Origin of the sequence: Desulfoferula mesophila, assembly GCF_037076455.1 — a bacterium.
Classification (GTDB): domain Bacteria; phylum Desulfobacterota; class Desulfarculia; order Desulfarculales; family Desulfarculaceae; genus Desulfoferula; species Desulfoferula mesophila.
Genome location: NZ_AP028679.1, coordinates 4,146,441 through 4,160,284, shown reverse-complemented (window position 1 = coordinate 4,160,284; position 13,844 = coordinate 4,146,441). Strand labels below are relative to the sequence as shown.

The window sequence follows — 13,844 nt, the reverse complement described above, 5'->3', positions numbered from 1 at the left end:
GTGCCGAGAGAATTTTAGTTTGAGAGCTTCTTTTTTCATAAGTATTGTTCGCTAACAGGTGCCGCCCGACCTTCCTGAAATGTGGGGGCGGCCCCAGTACTCGCAATATGGGAATTATAATTCCGCCTGCTCGGCCACCCAGCCCATCTCTTGTTCGTAGGCGGTGAGCACCGGCTCCCAGCCGTAGTGGTCGGCCACGTAGGCGGCCCCGGCTTGGCCCAGGGCCGCGGCCCGCCGGGGCTCGGCCAGCAGTTCCCGCACCGCCGCCCGGAACTGCTCGTAGTCCCGGTAGCTCAGGCCCGCCCCGGCCTGGCCCACGTATTGGTCCAGCACTTCGCAGGCCGCGTTGACCAGCACCGGCTTGCCCGCCGCCGAGGCCTCCAGGGTTACCATGGACAGGCTCTCGTGGGGCGAGGGCATCACCAGAAAATCGGCGGCGTCCAGGGCCGCGTCGCGCTCGGCGTCGTCAACGAAGCCCAGGCCGAGCACCCCCGGATGCTTGGGCACCTCCATGCGTTGCTTGCCCACCAGCACCAGTTTGAGCCCGGCCAGGTCCGGCTCGGAGGCCAGGCGGGCGAAGTGCTCCAGCATCTCCCGGCAGCCCTTCATCACGTCCACCCGGCCCAGGTACAGGGCCATGGGGCCCTCGATGCCGTGGCGCTTTTTGAACTCGGCTCCGCCGCCGGCGGCCGGCGGGTCGATGCCCAGGGCCACCACCCGGCCGGGAACCTGGCGGTTGCCCGTGACCCGCTCCACCAACTCCCGCTCGCTGGCGGTGTTGTAGATGATTGAGCGGGGCAGGTGGAACACCGGCCGGAACACCGGCAGATACAGCGTGGGCTCGTCGTGGGCCGTGGGCACCAGCAGGGCCCGGCGGGGCACCAGGGGCAGGCCCGCGGCGGTGGGGAAATACAGGTAGGTGAAAAAGACGATGGCCTCGTAGTCGTCCTCGCGCTCCACCAGGTGCTCCAGCAGCGCGGGGCAATAGGGCCCCTGGCGCACCAGCCAGCGCCACTGCACGTCGATGGGCTGGCCGCCCCGGTAGACCTTGCGCGACCATAGGTTGAAGGGCTTCATCCAGCGCCGCCGGGCCACCGGAAAGCGCCTGAGCGCCACCCCCTCCAGCTCGCTATTGCCGGGGGGGAAGTGGTTGGCCCAGGAGAGATAGTCCTGGGCGGTGGTGGTGAGCACCGTGACCTGGTGGCCCCGCTGGGCCAGGCGGCGGGCCACGGCCCGGCAGTGCACCTCGGCCCCGCCGTCCACCCCCTCGCCGTAGCGCTGCACCACCATGCCGACGCGCAAGCTCAACCTCCGCCTGAACAAACGCCCCGCCAGCGGGGCAAGTTGCCTCACTATGACACGCCCCGCCCCGGCTCACAAGCCCCGGCGGTGGATGTTTTGCCGGGCCGCCGAAGCGGGCTCCCAACCGAGGGCCGCTAATTTTGGCGGCTTGTGGCTTGATTAATGGCCGCGCTTTAGGCATCCTGGCAAGAATGTTTCAGGGGCGGGCCGCGAGTCGGCAGGGTCAAGTTCCCGGGGGCGAGAGGCACTTTGAATCAACGGCTAGGTAATACCCTCCAGGGCCTGCCCCGGGGGCACGGCCAGAGGCTGCTGGTGGTGGATGACGAGGCGCTGGTGCGCGACATCTGCCTGGAGGCCCTGCAGGCCTTCGGCTACCAGGTGGAGCTGGCCGTCGACGGGGCCGAGGGAGTGGAGGCCTATCGCCGGGCCCACCAACAGGCGCGGCCCTTCGCCCTGGTGCTCATGGATCTGACCATGCCCAGGATGGACGGCCGGGCCGCGGCCAAGGCCATCGGGGAGATGGACCCCGAGGTTCGCATCGTCATCACCAGCGGACGCGGCAGCGACCGCAAATTGATGGAAGGTTTTCATCCCCAACCCAAGGGGGTGTTGCAAAAGCCCTTTGACCTGGGCGACCTGCTCCTGGAAGTGCGCCGCGTCCTGAGCGAGTGAACCCCGAAAGGAATTCCTGGACATGCCACTGCAAATCATCGCGCGTCGGCTGGGCCTGACGGCGCTTATCCTGGTCCTTTTGGTGACCACGGCTGCGGCCGGAGAGCCTCTGGCCTCCTGGAACCAACCCCTGCGCGGTAAGATCCTGGACTTCGCCACCCAGGCGGCCAACCCCGCCTCGCCCGGCTTCGTGCCCGCGCCCCAGCGGGTGGCCGCCTTTGACCTGGACGGCACCCTCATCACCGAGCGGCCCAACTTCTTCGTCCTGGAGGTGGCCCTGGCCCGCCTCAAGGCCATCTGCCCCGCCTTCGCCGAGCAGGGAGCCCAAGAGGCCGAGCTTTGCCGGGCCGCTGGGAGGCAAGACCGCCGCTTTATACGCAAACATTTGGATCAGGTGCTAAGCTTGCCCTTCAAGGGCATGAGCTTCGCCCAATACCGCCAGCTGGTGAGCCGGGTGTGGAACCAGGGCCTCCACCCCCAGCACCAGAGGCCCTTCCGGGACACGGTGTACCGGCCCATGCGCGAGCTGGTGGCCCTGCTCCAGGCCAAGGGCTTCACGGTCTACCTCAACTCCGGGGCCGACGAGCTGTCGCTCATGGCCATCTGCGCCGATTTGGGGGTGGAGCCCGCCCATGTCATCGGCACCCGCTACCAGGCCGAGCCCCGGGAGCGGGAGGGCCGGGTGGAGTTGGTGCGCACCGGCGGGCTGGATCTCAAGTTCCTCAACCTGGGGGCCAACAAGGCCCTGAACATGTACTTCGCCGCCGGGCGGGCCCCGGTGCTGGCCGCGGGCAACTCCACCGGCGATTCCTGGCTGCTCAGGATGGCCGGGGCCAACCCCTTGACCCACCTGGTGCTGGTGGTGGACCACGACGACCCCAAAGAGGCGGTGTACACCCGGCCGGAACTCTTGGAGCTGGCCCGGCAAAAGGGCTGGGACGTGGTGAGCATGCGCCGCGACTGGCTTAACCTTTTCGAATAGGACTTGTTTTGCGTATTTGGATCGACGCCGACGGCTGCCCCCGGCCGGTAAAGGAAGTGGTTTTCAAGGCCTCCCAGCGCCTGCAGGTGCCGGTGACCATGGTGGCCGACCGCCAGGTGGGCCGCCCCACCAACTCCCTGGTGAGCCTGGTGGTGGTGCCCGGCGACATGGACGCGGCCGACCGCTACATCGCCGAGCACCTGCAGCCCGGCGACCTGGTGATAACCACCGACCTGCCCCTGGCCGCCCAGGTGGTGGCCAAGGGGGCCTGGGGCCTCAACCCCCGGGGCGAGCTGTACACCGAGGAGAACGTGCGCGAGCGCCTTAGCATGCGCGACTTCATGAGCGACCTGCGCGAGACCGGGGTGATCACCGGCGGCCCGGCCCCTTACGGCCCCAAGGACCGTCGCAACTTCAACGACGCCCTGGACCGCCTGCTCACCGCCCAGCTTAACCAGGACTGAACATTTCGTTAAAGCGCATTAACAAAACGTTAAGGCGTTAATTCGGCCGCTCCCCTCCGGCTCGTCCGGGCCGCCGATTTTATTTTTCAGCTATAACAGCATATTGTCCTACACCGTTGCCGGCGGCTGCGCCCCGGCACGCTCCTTGCCTATATAGCCCTACAAATAGTTCGCTTATATCCAATCAAGTATCTGGGAGATTAGCTCATGAACAAGTTCCTGTACGTGCTGTCCAAGGGTTTCGAGAAGTCCGGCGGGGCCACCCGGGCCATGCAGTTCGCCGCGCTCACCGCCGAGGCGGGCCACGACACCGAGGCGTTCCTCATCGACGACGCCATCCACTGGGCCCAGTGGGGCATGGCCGAGGGCATTCGCGCCTCCACGGGCGAGCACATGAAGGAGTTGCTGGACAAACTGGTGGAGTTGAAGGCGCCCATTCACGTGTGCAAGGCCTGCGCGGACAAGCGCCTGGTGGGGCCGGACGACCTGGTCAACGGAACCGTGCTCTCCGGCGCCCCGGTGCTGGTCAAGATGATGACCGATCCCGAGTACAAGGTTTTCACCTTCTAGGGCCCCGCGGCCCCTGAGGCTCGCCGGGCGGCCGCCATCCGAGCGGCGGCCGCCCGGCGGACAACGAGGTATGTAAAATGGCAGAGAATTCTCAATTAACGGCCACTGGTGAATACAACCTGAGCAGGTTGAAGAATTTTCCCATTTCGTTCCTGGCCATATGCCTGGGCCTGATCGGCTTCACCCTGGCCTGGCAAAAGGCCGAGGAGATACTGGAGACGCCCTTCGCGCTCAGCCCCTATCTGCTGATCTTCTCCATAGCGGTCAGCCTGGTGGTCCTGGGCACCTACAGCCTGAAGATCATCCGCTACTTCGACGAGGTGAAGAAGGAATTCAACCACCCCATCAAGATGAATTTCTATCCCATCCTGGCCAAGCTGTTCCTCATCGCCAGCATCATTTTTTTGGGGAGCAACCTGGCCCTGTCCAAGTACCTCTGGTGGATCGGGGTGGTAATCCAGTTCATCTTCACCATCGTGATCATGAGTGCCTGGATCCAGCACGACAAGTACAAGATCCAGCACATCAACCCCTCTTGGTTCATTCCCGTGGTGGGCTGCATCATCATTCCCATCGCCGGAGTGAAGCACTTCTCGCCGGAGTTGTCCTGGTTTTTCTTCAGCATCGGCCTGTTCTGGTGGCTCATCCTGACCACCCTGGTGATCAACCGGATGATCTTTCACAACCCCATACCCGACAAGCTGATGCCCACCCTGTTCATCCTCTTCGCCCCGCCGGTGATCGGCTTCATCTCCCTGACCAAGCTGCTGGGCGGCCTGAACCCCTCGGGCAACCTGCTCTATTACTTCGGCCTGTTCCTGTTCATCCTGATCCTTTTCCAGATCAAGCTGTTCTTTAGGATCAAGTTTTTCCTGTCCTGGTGGGCCTATTCCTTCCCCCTGGACGCCCTGGCCATCGGCACCCTTTTGATGTACCACCAGAGCGGCCTGGCCTTTTTCAAGGTGGCGGCCATCGTGATCCTGGTCATCCTGAACCTGGTGATCCTCATGCTGCTGATCAAGACGGCCCTGGCCATGAAGCGGCGGGCCATCTGCATAGAGGAAGTCGACTGAGCCACGCAAAAGTCCGCCCCTGTCCCGGAGCGGCCCCCGGTGGCGGGCCGCTCCGGGGGAGGTACACTAGGGGCATGAATACCACCACGGACAAGCGCCCCGAGTTGCGCGACCTGAGCCCGGCCCGGGTGCAGGACTTGGTGTTGGCCCTGGGCGAAAAGCCCTACCGGGCCCGCCAGGTGTTGCAGTGGCTCTACCAGCACGGGGCCACGGATTTCGCCCAGATGACCAGCCTGAGCAAGGGCTTTCGGGAGAAGCTGGCCCAGGCCGCCCGCCTGGCCAACCTGGAACCCGCCCTGGTGGAGACCTCGTCCGACGGCACCCGGAAGCTGCTGTTCAAGCTGGCCGACGGCCACGCGGTGGAGAGCGTGTTGATCCCCGAGGAGGAGCACTCCACCCTGTGCGTGTCCAGCCAGGTGGGCTGCCGCATGGGCTGCGCCTTTTGCCGCACCGCCACCCTGGGCTTCAAACGCAACCTCAGGCCCCACGAGATCATGGGCCAGGTGTTGGCCGCCCGCCGCCTGGCCGATGCGGACCGCCCCTTGACCAACATCGTGTTCATGGGCATGGGCGAGCCGCTGGATAATCTGGAGGCGGTGAACCTGGCCCTGGGGCACCTGTTGGGCAGCCACGGCCTGGCCATGAGCCAGCGCAAGGTCACCGTGTCCACCTCCGGGGTGGTGGCCGGTCTGCCCGCCCTGGCCGCGGCCAGCCCGGCGGCCCTGGCGGTGAGCCTCAACGCCCCCACCGACGAGCTGCGCGACCGGCTGATGCCGGTGAACCGGCGTTGGAGCCTGGCCGCCCTCAAACAGGCGCTCCTGGCCTACCCCCTCAAGCCCACCCGGCGCATCACCTTCGAATACGTGCTCCTGGGCGGGGTGAACGACCAGCCCGAGCACGCGGCGGCCCTGGTCCGCTGGCTGCAGGGGCTTAGGGCCAAGGTGAACCTCATCGCCTTCAACCCCCACGAGGGCTCGGAGTTCGCGCGACCCAGCGACCAGGCGGTGGAGGCCTTTCAGGGGCTTTTGATCGAGCGGCACGTCACGGCCCTGGTGCGCCAGAGCCGGGGGCAGGACATCAGCGCGGCCTGCGGGCAGCTGGCCGGCAAAGAGGCGGGGGGGGCCCACGTTACTTTGCCGTGACGGCGCTAATTCCCGCCGCCTCCCTCCCTTGACAACCCCCCCAGCGGGCTATAAAAAGATTAATTCAACTTTTTACCCGGCTCAAGGAGCCCTAAGCAGTTATGATTGAACTGGATTTCAAGAAAACCGGCGGCCTGATCCCGGCCATAGCCCAGGATGCCCAAACCGGCGACGTATTGATGATGGCCTATATCAACCCCGAGTCCTGGGCCAAGAGCCTGGAAACCGGCGAGGTGCACTACTGGTCCCGCTCCCGCCAGGAGCTCTGGCACAAGGGCGGCACCAGCGGCAATGTGCAGAAGATCAAGGCCATATACGTGGATTGCGACGACGACACCGTGCTGTTCAAGGTGGAGCAGATCGGCGGCGCCGCCTGCCACACCGGCATGCGCTCGTGCTTCTTCCGCCGGGTGCAGGGTGACGAGTTGGTGAGCGAAGGCGAGCCCGTGTTCGACCCCAAGGAGGTTTACGGCAAATGACCACACCGCTGAAGCTGGGGGTACCCAAGGGGAGCCTGCAGGATTCCACGGTCCGGCTCTTCGGCCGGGCCGGTTGGCGCATCAACGTCAACGGCCGCTCCTACTTCCCCGAAATTAACGACGAGACCATCGAGTGCTCCATCTGCCGGGCCCAGGAGATGAGCCGCTACGTGGAGTCGGGCACCCTGGACGCCGGCATCACCGGCATGGACTGGATCAAGGAAAACGACTCGGAAGTGGTGTTCGTGGAGGAGCTGATCTACTCCAAGGTCTCCACCCGTCCGGCCCGCTGGGTGTTGGCCGTGGCCAAGGACTCGCCGGTCAACCGCCCCGAGGATCTGAACGGCAAGCGGGTGGCCACCGAGATGGTCAACTTCACCAAGCGCTACTTCGAGGAGGCGGGCATCGACGTCAGCGTGCACTTCTCCTGGGGGGCCACCGAGGCCAAGGTGGTCAACGGCCTGGCCGACGCCATCGTGGAGGTCACCGAGACCGGCAGCACCATTCGGGCCCACGGCCTGAAGATCATCGCCGAGCTCATGCAGTCCACCACCCAGCTCATCGCCAACAAGGCCGCCTGGGAAGACCCGGACAAGCGCAAGAAGATTCAGCAGATCGCCCTGCTTCTTAAGGGCGCTCTGGTGGCCGAGAAGCTGGTGGCGCTCAAGATGAACGTGCCCAAGATCAAGGTGCAGGACGTGGTGGAAGCCCTGCCCAGCCTCAACGCCCCCACCGTGTCGCCGCTTTACAACAGCGACTGGTTCAGCGTGGAGACGGTGGTGGAGGAGTCGGTGGTGCGCGATCTGATCCCCCTGCTCATGGAGCGCGGGGCCGAGGGCATCATCGAGTACTCGCTCAACAAGGTAATCTAGCCCACCCGGAGGGCGGGCATCCGGGCGGGAAGGGCGGCGGCCCCTCCCGCCCCGGTCGTTAGGGCCAACATTCAAACAGCGGAAGTAGCCATGGGCATCAGCGCCAGAGCCAAGCAGATACCGCCCTTTATAGTCATGGACGTGCTGGAGCGCGCCCAGGAGCTGGAGGCCGCGGGCCGGGACATCATCCACCTGGAGGTGGGCGAGCCCGACTTCGAGACCCCGGAGGTGATCACCGAGGCGGCCATGAAGGCCATCCGTGACGGCCGTCACCACTACACCCACTCCTTGGGGCTCCGGGAGCTGCGCGAGGCCATCGCCGAGTATTACGCCGAGCACTACGGGGTGAGCGTGGACCCGGCCCGGGTGATGGTGACCGCGGGCACCAGCACGGCCATGCTCCTGGTGTTTTCGGCCCTTTTGGAGCAGGAGCAGGAGGTGATCATCTCCGACCCCCACTACGCCTGCTACGACAACTTCATCAGCTTCGTGGGTGGGGTGCCGGTGCGGGTGCCGGTGCGCGAACAGGAGGGCTTCCAGTTCCGCCCGGCCGAGATCGGCGCGGCCATGGGGCCCAAGACCAAGGCGGTGTTCATCAACAGCCCCTCCAACCCCAGCGGCCAGGTGGCCACCCCGGACCGCCTGGCGGCCATCGCCGAGTTGGTGCCGGGCAAGCCGAGCGGCCCCTATCTGCTCAACGACGAGATCTACCACGGCCTGGTCTACTCCGGCGAGGAGCACACCATCCTGGAGTACAGTGACAACGCCTTCGTGCTGGACGGCTTTTCCAAGCGCTACGCCATGTGCGGCTGGCGTTTGGGCTACGTCATCGCCCCGCCCCACTACGTGCGGCCCTTGCAGAAGATGCACCAGAACTTCGCCATCTGCGCCCCCTCGGTCAGCCAGTACGCGGGCATCGCCGCCCTCAAGCACGCCTGGCCCGACGTGGTGCGCATGCGCGAGGTGTACAACTCCCGCCGCCGGGTGATCATCGACGGCCTTCGGGCGCTGGGCTTCTCCATCCCCGTGGAGCCCCAGGGCGCCTTCTACGTGCTCACCAGCTGCCGCCACCTGGACCCCGACGACTACAAGCTGGCCTTCGACATCCTGGACAAGGTGGGGGTGGCCATGGCCCCCGGCCGCGACTTCGGCCCCGGCGGCCACGGCTTCCTGCGCTTCAGCTATTGCAACAGCCTGGAGAACATCGAGCGGGCCCTGGCGCGCCTGCGCGAGTACCTGGAACGCTACTGCCCCCAGGCGCTGCCATGATTCCCATCGGCCAAGCGGAGTTCATCACCACGGCGGTGAAACCCAGCGGCTACCCGCCGCCGGGTCCGCCCGAGGTGGCCTTTGCCGGCCGCTCCAACGTGGGCAAGTCCTCGCTGATCAACACCCTGACCAGGCGCAAGAAGCTGGTCAGGGTCTCGGGCACCCCGGGGCGCACCCAGCACATCAACTTCTTCAGCATCAACCAGGACGCTATACGCCTGGTGGACCTGCCCGGCTACGGCTACGCCAAGGTGCCCAAGGCCATCAGGGCGGCCTGGCGCCCCATGGTGGAGGCCTACCTGAGCGGGCGCGACACCCTGGCCGCGGTGGTGGTCATCCTGGACATCCGCCGCGAGCCCACCGGCGAGGACCTGATGCTCCTGGACTGGCTGCGCTCCTTGCAGATCACCGTCCTGGCGGCCGTCACCAAGGCCGACAAGCTCTCCAACAACCAGCAGGCCTCGCGCCTGGCCAAGCTCAGGCCAACCCTGGCCCCCTTCGACCCCACCCCCACCCTTTTCTCGGCCAGCACCGGCCAGGGTAGGGAGGAGTTGTGGGCGCGCGTCTGCGAGGCGGCGGGGGTTTAACGGGCGGCTTCGCCAGCTGCCCGTGGGCTGTGTTGCCGGCATCGCTTAGACCTCAACGTAGCTTAGGCTACGCCTGCGGTCTGCGCTCGCCGGATGCCTTGCCCACGGACACCTGACAAACCCGCTGGGAGAAAGAGCACTTTCGCCTGCCGCTTTACTCTGCCGGCGGCTGGCTATGCCGGGTGGGTGTGCCGGCTGCGCCAGTAAGCGCCATGCCGCGTTGGCGGCATCGCTTGGGCCGTAGCAATACGCCTGCGGTCTGCGCTCGCCGCCGCTTTGCTTGGCCCTCCCTGGCTGTGCCCGGGGGATGTGCCGGTTTGGGGCGTCGAGGGGAATTGTTGGGTTTCGGGCTGGGAAGCCCTCTACGCCAACCTACACGGCTCTGAATAATTTTATAAAGCGATAGCTGTCATCACGAGGAGCATCTTGGAAAAGATGCGACGTGGTGATCTTTGCTTTCCCCCAAGCGGGAGGGGTTGGGGCAGGGGGGCGGTGTGGCCGTGTATTCCTCGCGCAGGCATGACGAGGGAAATGGAAGATTGCCACGGCCGGGCAGACCGGACGGCCTGGTTCCACCGAGGGTTTGCCGCTGCCCGGCCTCGCAATGACCGCTATTGGCTGGGAGTGTTGAACGCGGATGTCTTTACTGGACAGAGGTTGCTTGGTCGCTACGCACCTCGCCACGACAAGATGAGACAGGGGCGGGCGACAATCAAACAACGCCGCGCCTAAACTAAAAGCCCCCGCCCGTTGCCGGGCGGGGGCTTGTGCTTGTAAGGCAGGCGGGGCTACTTGACCTTGACCACCCAGCCGAAGGGGTCGGGGCGCTTGCCCAACTGGATGCCGGTCAGCTCGTCGTAGAGCTTGTGGCTCAGGGGGCCGGTCTGGCCGTCGGCCACGGTGTAGTCGGTGCCCCGGTAGTGGATGGAGCCCACCGGGCTGATCACCGCGGCGGTGCCGGTGCCGAAGGCCTCCTCCAGCTTGCCGGCGGCCTGGGCCTCCAGCACCTCGTCGATGGTCAGCTTGCGCTCGGAGACATTGAGGTCCCAGTGGCGGCACATGGTCAAGACCGAGTCGCGGGTGATGCCCGGCAGGATGGAGCCGTGCAGGGGGCTGGTGATCACTTCCCCGTCGATGACGAAGAACATGTTCATGGTGCCCACTTCCTCGATGCTCTTCCTGTCGCAGGCGTCCAGCCACAGCACCTGGGTGAAGCCCTTGGCGTGGGCCTCCTCGGCGGCCAACAGGCTGGCCGCGTAGTTGCCCATGGTCTTGGCCTCGCCCACGCCGCCCACCGAGGCGCGCACGTAGTTTTCCTCCACGTAGATCCTCACCGGGTTGAAGCCCTCGGGGTAGTAGGCCCCCACCGGCCCCATGATGACGAAGTAGAGGTACTTGGAGCTGACCTTGACCCCCAGGCAGGCCTCCGTGGCGATGACCGTGGGCCGGATGTAGAGGCTGGTGCCCTCCAGGGTGGGCACCCACTCATGCTCGGTCTTGACCAGCTCGAACAGGTGCTCCAGGGTCTCCTGCACCGGCAGCTCGGGGATGCACAGGCGCTTGTTGGAGCGGTTCATGCGCTCGAGGTTGGCCTGGGGCCTAAACATGTAGATGCCGCCGTCCACCCCGCGATAGGCCTTGAGCCCCTCGAAGACCTCCTGGCCGTAGTGCAACACCAGGGCGGCCGGGGACAGGGCCAGCGGGCCGTAGGGCACAATGCGCGGGTCGTGCCAGTCCTTGCCCTTTTCGTAATCCATCAGGAACATGTGGTCGCAGAATATCTGGCCGAAACCGAGCTTGGACTCGTCGGTGGGCTTGGGCTTGCAGCTGTCGGCAGGCAGCAGTTCTTTTCTACACTCCATCGTGCTCTCCCTACAGGGCTAGGTTAAACTCTGGGCCTTGGCCGCGGCCAGGCTGCGGTTAAAGGGCGGCCTGAGCACGCCCACCTCGGTTATGATGGCGCTGACTAAATCGTTGGGGGTCACGTCGAAGGCCGGGTTGAGGGCCTCGGCGCCGGGAGCGGCCCGGCTGCCGGCAAAGGCCAGCACCTCGGCGGGGTCGCGCTCCTCTATGGGTATCAGGTCGCCGCTGGGCGTGTCCATATCCACGGTGCTCAAGGGGGCGGCCACGTAAAAGGGCACGCCGTGGCGCCGGGCCTGCAGGGCCACGTTGAAGGTGCCGATCTTGTTGGCCACGTCGCCGTTGGCCGCGATGCGATCCGCCCCCACCACGCACAAATCCACCAGGCCCTTGCTCATCAGGGCTCCCACCGCGCCGTCCACGGCCACGGCCACCGGTATGCCCTCGTCCACCATCTCCCAGGCGGTGAGCCGCGCCCCCTGCAACAAAGGCCGGGTCTCGTCGGCGATCACCTTGATCTGCTTGCCCGCCTCGGCCGCGGCCCGCACCACCCCCAGGGCGGTGCCGTAGCCCCCGGTGGCCAGGGAGCCGGCGTTGCAGTGGGTGAGGATGGTGGCCCGCTTGGGCACCAGCTTGGCCCCGTGGCGGCCCATGGCCCGGTTGATGGCCACATCCTCGGCCAGCATCATCTCGCTCTCGCGGCGAAGTAGGGCCAGGCGCTCAGCCGGGTCCTCGGGCGCGCCGGCGACCAGGGCCAGCATGCGATCCACCGCCCAGCCCAGGTTCACCGCCGTGGGCCGGGCCGCGCGCATGACCTCGGCCTGGGCCCGGAAGCGCTCGGCCCACTTGGCCGGGTCCTTGAGCTTGACGGCCTTGGCCGCCAAGACCAGGCCCATGGCCGCGGCGACGCCGATGGCCGGAGCCCCGCGCACCGCCAGGGTCTTAATGCAGTAGATGACCCGCTTCATGTCCCGGCAGGCGATGAAGGTGGTCCTGGCCGGCAGCTTGCGCTGGTCCAGGATCATCACCACGTCGTCCTGCCAATAAAGGGTCGGGATCACGGCTAGCTCCCCAGCAGCTGGTTGATGAGCTGGTTGACCAGCTTGGGGTTGGCCTGACCCTTGGTCTTTTGCATCACCTGGCCCACGAAAAAGCCCATGAGCTTTTTCTTGCCGCCCTTGAAGGCCTCCACCTCGGCCGGGTTGGCCGCGAATATCTCCTGGAGCAGGGTCGCGAGCTCGTCCTCGTCGCTCACCTGGCTCAGGCCCTTGGCCTGGACGATGGCCTCGGCGTCGGTGCCCGAGGAGAGCATTTCGGCGAACACCTCCTTGGCCATCTTGCCGCTGATGGTGCCCGCCTCGATGAGCTTGATGAGCCCGGCCAGGCCCGCCGGGGCCAGGGGGCTTTGCTCGATCTCCAGGTTCTGGGCCTTGAGCGCGCCCAACAGGTCGCTGGTCACCCAGTTGGCCGCCGCCTTGGCCGGAGCCCCAGCGGCGAGCGCCGCCTCGTAGTAGTCGGCCAAGGGCCGGGAGGCGGTGAGCACCCCGGCGTCGTAGTCGCTCAGGCCGTAGTCGGCCATGAAGCGCGCCAGCTTGGCCGCGGGCAGCTCGGGCAGGGCGGCCCGCACCCGCTCCACCCACTCCGGGCCTATCTCCAGGGGCAACAGATCCGGGTCGGGCAGATAGCGGTAGTCGTGGGCCTCTTCCTTGCCCCGCATGCCGAAGCTCTTGCCCTGGTCGGCGTCCCACAGGCGGGTCTCCTGGCGCACCTTGCCGCCTTCGTCCAACACGGCCCGCTGGCGGCGAATCTCGTACTCCAGGGCCTTTTCCACGCCCCGGAAGGAGTTCATGTTCTTGAGCTCGGCCTTGGTGCCCAGCTCCTTCTGGCCCAGGGGCCGAAGGCTCACGTTGGCGTCGCAGCGGAAGGAGCCTTCCTCCATGTTGCCGTCGCAGACCTCCAGGTAGACCAGGATATCGCGCAGGGCCCGCAGATAGGCCCCCGCCTCGGCCGGGGAGCGCAGGTCCGGCTCGCTGACGATCTCCATCAGCGGCACTCCGGTGCGGTTGTAGTCCACGTAGCTCACCGGCAGGCCGGGGTCGTGCACCAGCTTGCCCGCGTCTTCTTCCATGTGGATGCGGGTGATGCCGATGCGCCGGGACTCTTGCCCCTCCACCTGGATGTCCAGCCGGCCGTCCAGGCAGATGGGCAGCTCGTATTGGCTGATCTGGTAGTTCTTGGGCAGGTCCGGGTAGAAGTAGTTTTTGCGGGCCCACACGCTACGGGGCTGCACCGCGCAATTGGTGGCCAGCCCGGCCCGGATGGTGAACTCCACCACCCGTTCGTTGAGGACCGGCAACACGCCGGGCATACCCAGGCACACCGGGCAGACGTGGGTGTTGGGCGGCGCGCCGAACTTGGTGGAGCAGCCGCAGAAAATCTTGGACTCGGTGAGGAGCTGGGCGTGGACCTCCAGCCCTATGACCGCCTCGTATTCCATCGCGGTTTCCTGAACTTATCTGAGGTTGCGAGTCAAGGAATGAATCTACTGCGGGGTGGGGGGAAAGTCAAGGCG

General features: G+C 66.0%; 14 protein-coding genes. 10 read left to right on the top strand and 4 right to left on the bottom strand.

Annotated elements, in window-relative coordinates; translation table 11 throughout:
• Nucleotides 1-114 precede the first annotated feature (114 nt).
• A complete protein-coding gene (locus AACH32_RS19245; protein WP_338603223.1) occupies nucleotides 115-1,302 on the bottom strand; it encodes a glycosyltransferase family 4 protein in 1,188 nt (395 codons plus the stop codon).
• A 249-nt stretch (nucleotides 1,303-1,551) separates the two neighbouring features.
• Here AACH32_RS19245 and AACH32_RS19240 point away from each other — a divergent pair, with 249 nt between their 5' ends.
• From AACH32_RS19240 to yihA, 10 genes are all read left to right on the top strand, one after another.
• Nucleotides 1,552-1,974 (top strand): response regulator, encoded by a 423-nt coding sequence (locus AACH32_RS19240; protein WP_338603220.1) that lies wholly within the window; start codon nucleotides 1,552-1,554, stop codon nucleotides 1,972-1,974.
• A 22-nt stretch (nucleotides 1,975-1,996) separates the two neighbouring features.
• Nucleotides 1,997-2,956 (top strand): HAD family hydrolase, encoded by a 960-nt coding sequence (locus AACH32_RS19235; RefSeq protein WP_338603218.1) that lies wholly within the window; start codon nucleotides 1,997-1,999, stop codon nucleotides 2,954-2,956.
• 8 nt (nucleotides 2,957-2,964) lie between these two features.
• Nucleotides 2,965-3,420, top strand: coding sequence for a YaiI/YqxD family protein (locus AACH32_RS19230; RefSeq protein WP_338603215.1), 456 nt, complete (start codon nucleotides 2,965-2,967; stop codon nucleotides 3,418-3,420).
• A gap of 207 nt (nucleotides 3,421-3,627) precedes the next feature.
• Complete coding sequence (locus AACH32_RS19225) at nucleotides 3,628-3,990, top strand: DsrE family protein (RefSeq protein ID WP_338603213.1); 363 nt, start codon at nucleotides 3,628-3,630, stop codon at nucleotides 3,988-3,990.
• 77 nt (nucleotides 3,991-4,067) lie between these two features.
• Nucleotides 4,068-5,063: an SLAC1 anion channel family protein gene (locus tag AACH32_RS19220; RefSeq protein ID WP_338603211.1), complete on the top strand. Its 996-nt coding sequence runs from the start codon at nucleotides 4,068-4,070 to the stop codon at nucleotides 5,061-5,063.
• A gap of 74 nt (nucleotides 5,064-5,137) precedes the next feature.
• Nucleotides 5,138-6,205, top strand: coding sequence for a 23S rRNA (adenine(2503)-C(2))-methyltransferase RlmN (gene rlmN, locus AACH32_RS19215; protein WP_338603209.1), 1,068 nt, complete (start codon nucleotides 5,138-5,140; stop codon nucleotides 6,203-6,205).
• A gap of 101 nt (nucleotides 6,206-6,306) precedes the next feature.
• The gene (gene hisI / locus AACH32_RS19210) at nucleotides 6,307-6,684 is read left to right on the top strand and encodes a phosphoribosyl-AMP cyclohydrolase (protein WP_338603206.1); all 378 of its coding nucleotides are present in this window, start codon (nucleotides 6,307-6,309) and stop codon (nucleotides 6,682-6,684) included.
• Nucleotides 6,681-7,556, top strand: coding sequence for an ATP phosphoribosyltransferase (gene hisG, locus AACH32_RS19205; RefSeq protein ID WP_338603203.1), 876 nt, complete (start codon nucleotides 6,681-6,683; stop codon nucleotides 7,554-7,556). Before hisI ends, hisG begins: the two co-directional genes overlap by 4 nt.
• A 90-nt stretch (nucleotides 7,557-7,646) precedes the next feature.
• Entirely contained in the window at nucleotides 7,647-8,825 is a 1,179-nt protein-coding gene (locus AACH32_RS19200; RefSeq protein ID WP_338603201.1) for a pyridoxal phosphate-dependent aminotransferase, read from the top strand.
• Nucleotides 8,822-9,412, top strand: a complete 591-nt coding sequence (yihA, locus tag AACH32_RS19195) for a ribosome biogenesis GTP-binding protein YihA/YsxC (protein ID WP_338603199.1) — start codon at nucleotides 8,822-8,824, stop codon at nucleotides 9,410-9,412. The genes AACH32_RS19200 and yihA overlap by 4 nt, the downstream gene beginning before the upstream one ends.
• A gap of 788 nt (nucleotides 9,413-10,200) precedes the next feature.
• On the opposite strand, the gene AACH32_RS19190 is transcribed toward yihA, so the two are convergent.
• Genes AACH32_RS19190 through gatB form a run of 3 tightly spaced genes read right to left on the bottom strand, consistent with a single transcriptional unit; the run spans nucleotide 10,201 to nucleotide 13,769 of the window.
• Nucleotides 10,201-11,274 (bottom strand): branched-chain amino acid aminotransferase, encoded by a 1,074-nt coding sequence (locus tag AACH32_RS19190; RefSeq protein WP_338603196.1) that lies wholly within the window; start codon nucleotides 11,272-11,274, stop codon nucleotides 10,201-10,203.
• An 18-nt stretch (nucleotides 11,275-11,292) separates the two neighbouring features.
• Nucleotides 11,293-12,330, bottom strand: coding sequence for an S-methyl-5-thioribose-1-phosphate isomerase (gene mtnA / locus AACH32_RS19185; protein WP_350341599.1), 1,038 nt, complete (start codon nucleotides 12,328-12,330; stop codon nucleotides 11,293-11,295).
• A gap of 5 nt (nucleotides 12,331-12,335) precedes the next feature.
• The gene (gatB, locus tag AACH32_RS19180; protein WP_338603190.1) at nucleotides 12,336-13,769 is read right to left on the bottom strand and encodes an Asp-tRNA(Asn)/Glu-tRNA(Gln) amidotransferase subunit GatB; all 1,434 of its coding nucleotides are present in this window, start codon (nucleotides 13,767-13,769) and stop codon (nucleotides 12,336-12,338) included.
• Nucleotides 13,770-13,844: the final 75 nt, after the last annotated feature.

What these genes read in the sequence shown, in the direction of transcription:
- AACH32_RS19235 (WP_338603218.1), top strand. Translation starts at nt 1,997, where the DNA reads ATGCCACTGCAAATCATCGCGCGTCGGCTGGGCCTGACGGCGCTTATC.
- AACH32_RS19225 (WP_338603213.1), top strand. Translation starts at nt 3,628, where the DNA reads ATGAACAAGTTCCTGTACGTGCTGTCCAAGGGTTTCGAGAAGTCCGGC.
- AACH32_RS19220 (WP_338603211.1), top strand. Translation starts at nt 4,068, where the DNA reads ATGGCAGAGAATTCTCAATTAACGGCCACTGGTGAATACAACCTGAGC.
- rlmN (WP_338603209.1), top strand. Translation starts at nt 5,138, where the DNA reads ATGAATACCACCACGGACAAGCGCCCCGAGTTGCGCGACCTGAGCCCG.
- hisI (WP_338603206.1), top strand. Translation starts at nt 6,307, where the DNA reads ATGATTGAACTGGATTTCAAGAAAACCGGCGGCCTGATCCCGGCCATA.
- hisG (WP_338603203.1), top strand. Translation starts at nt 6,681, where the DNA reads ATGACCACACCGCTGAAGCTGGGGGTACCCAAGGGGAGCCTGCAGGAT.
- AACH32_RS19200 (WP_338603201.1), top strand. Translation starts at nt 7,647, where the DNA reads ATGGGCATCAGCGCCAGAGCCAAGCAGATACCGCCCTTTATAGTCATG.
- yihA (WP_338603199.1), top strand. Translation starts at nt 8,822, where the DNA reads ATGATTCCCATCGGCCAAGCGGAGTTCATCACCACGGCGGTGAAACCC.
- AACH32_RS19190 (WP_338603196.1), bottom strand. Translation starts at nt 11,274, where the DNA reads ATGGAGTGTAGAAAAGAACTGCTGCCTGCCGACAGCTGCAAGCCCAAG.
- gatB (WP_338603190.1), bottom strand. Translation starts at nt 13,769, where the DNA reads ATGGAATACGAGGCGGTCATAGGGCTGGAGGTCCACGCCCAGCTCCTC.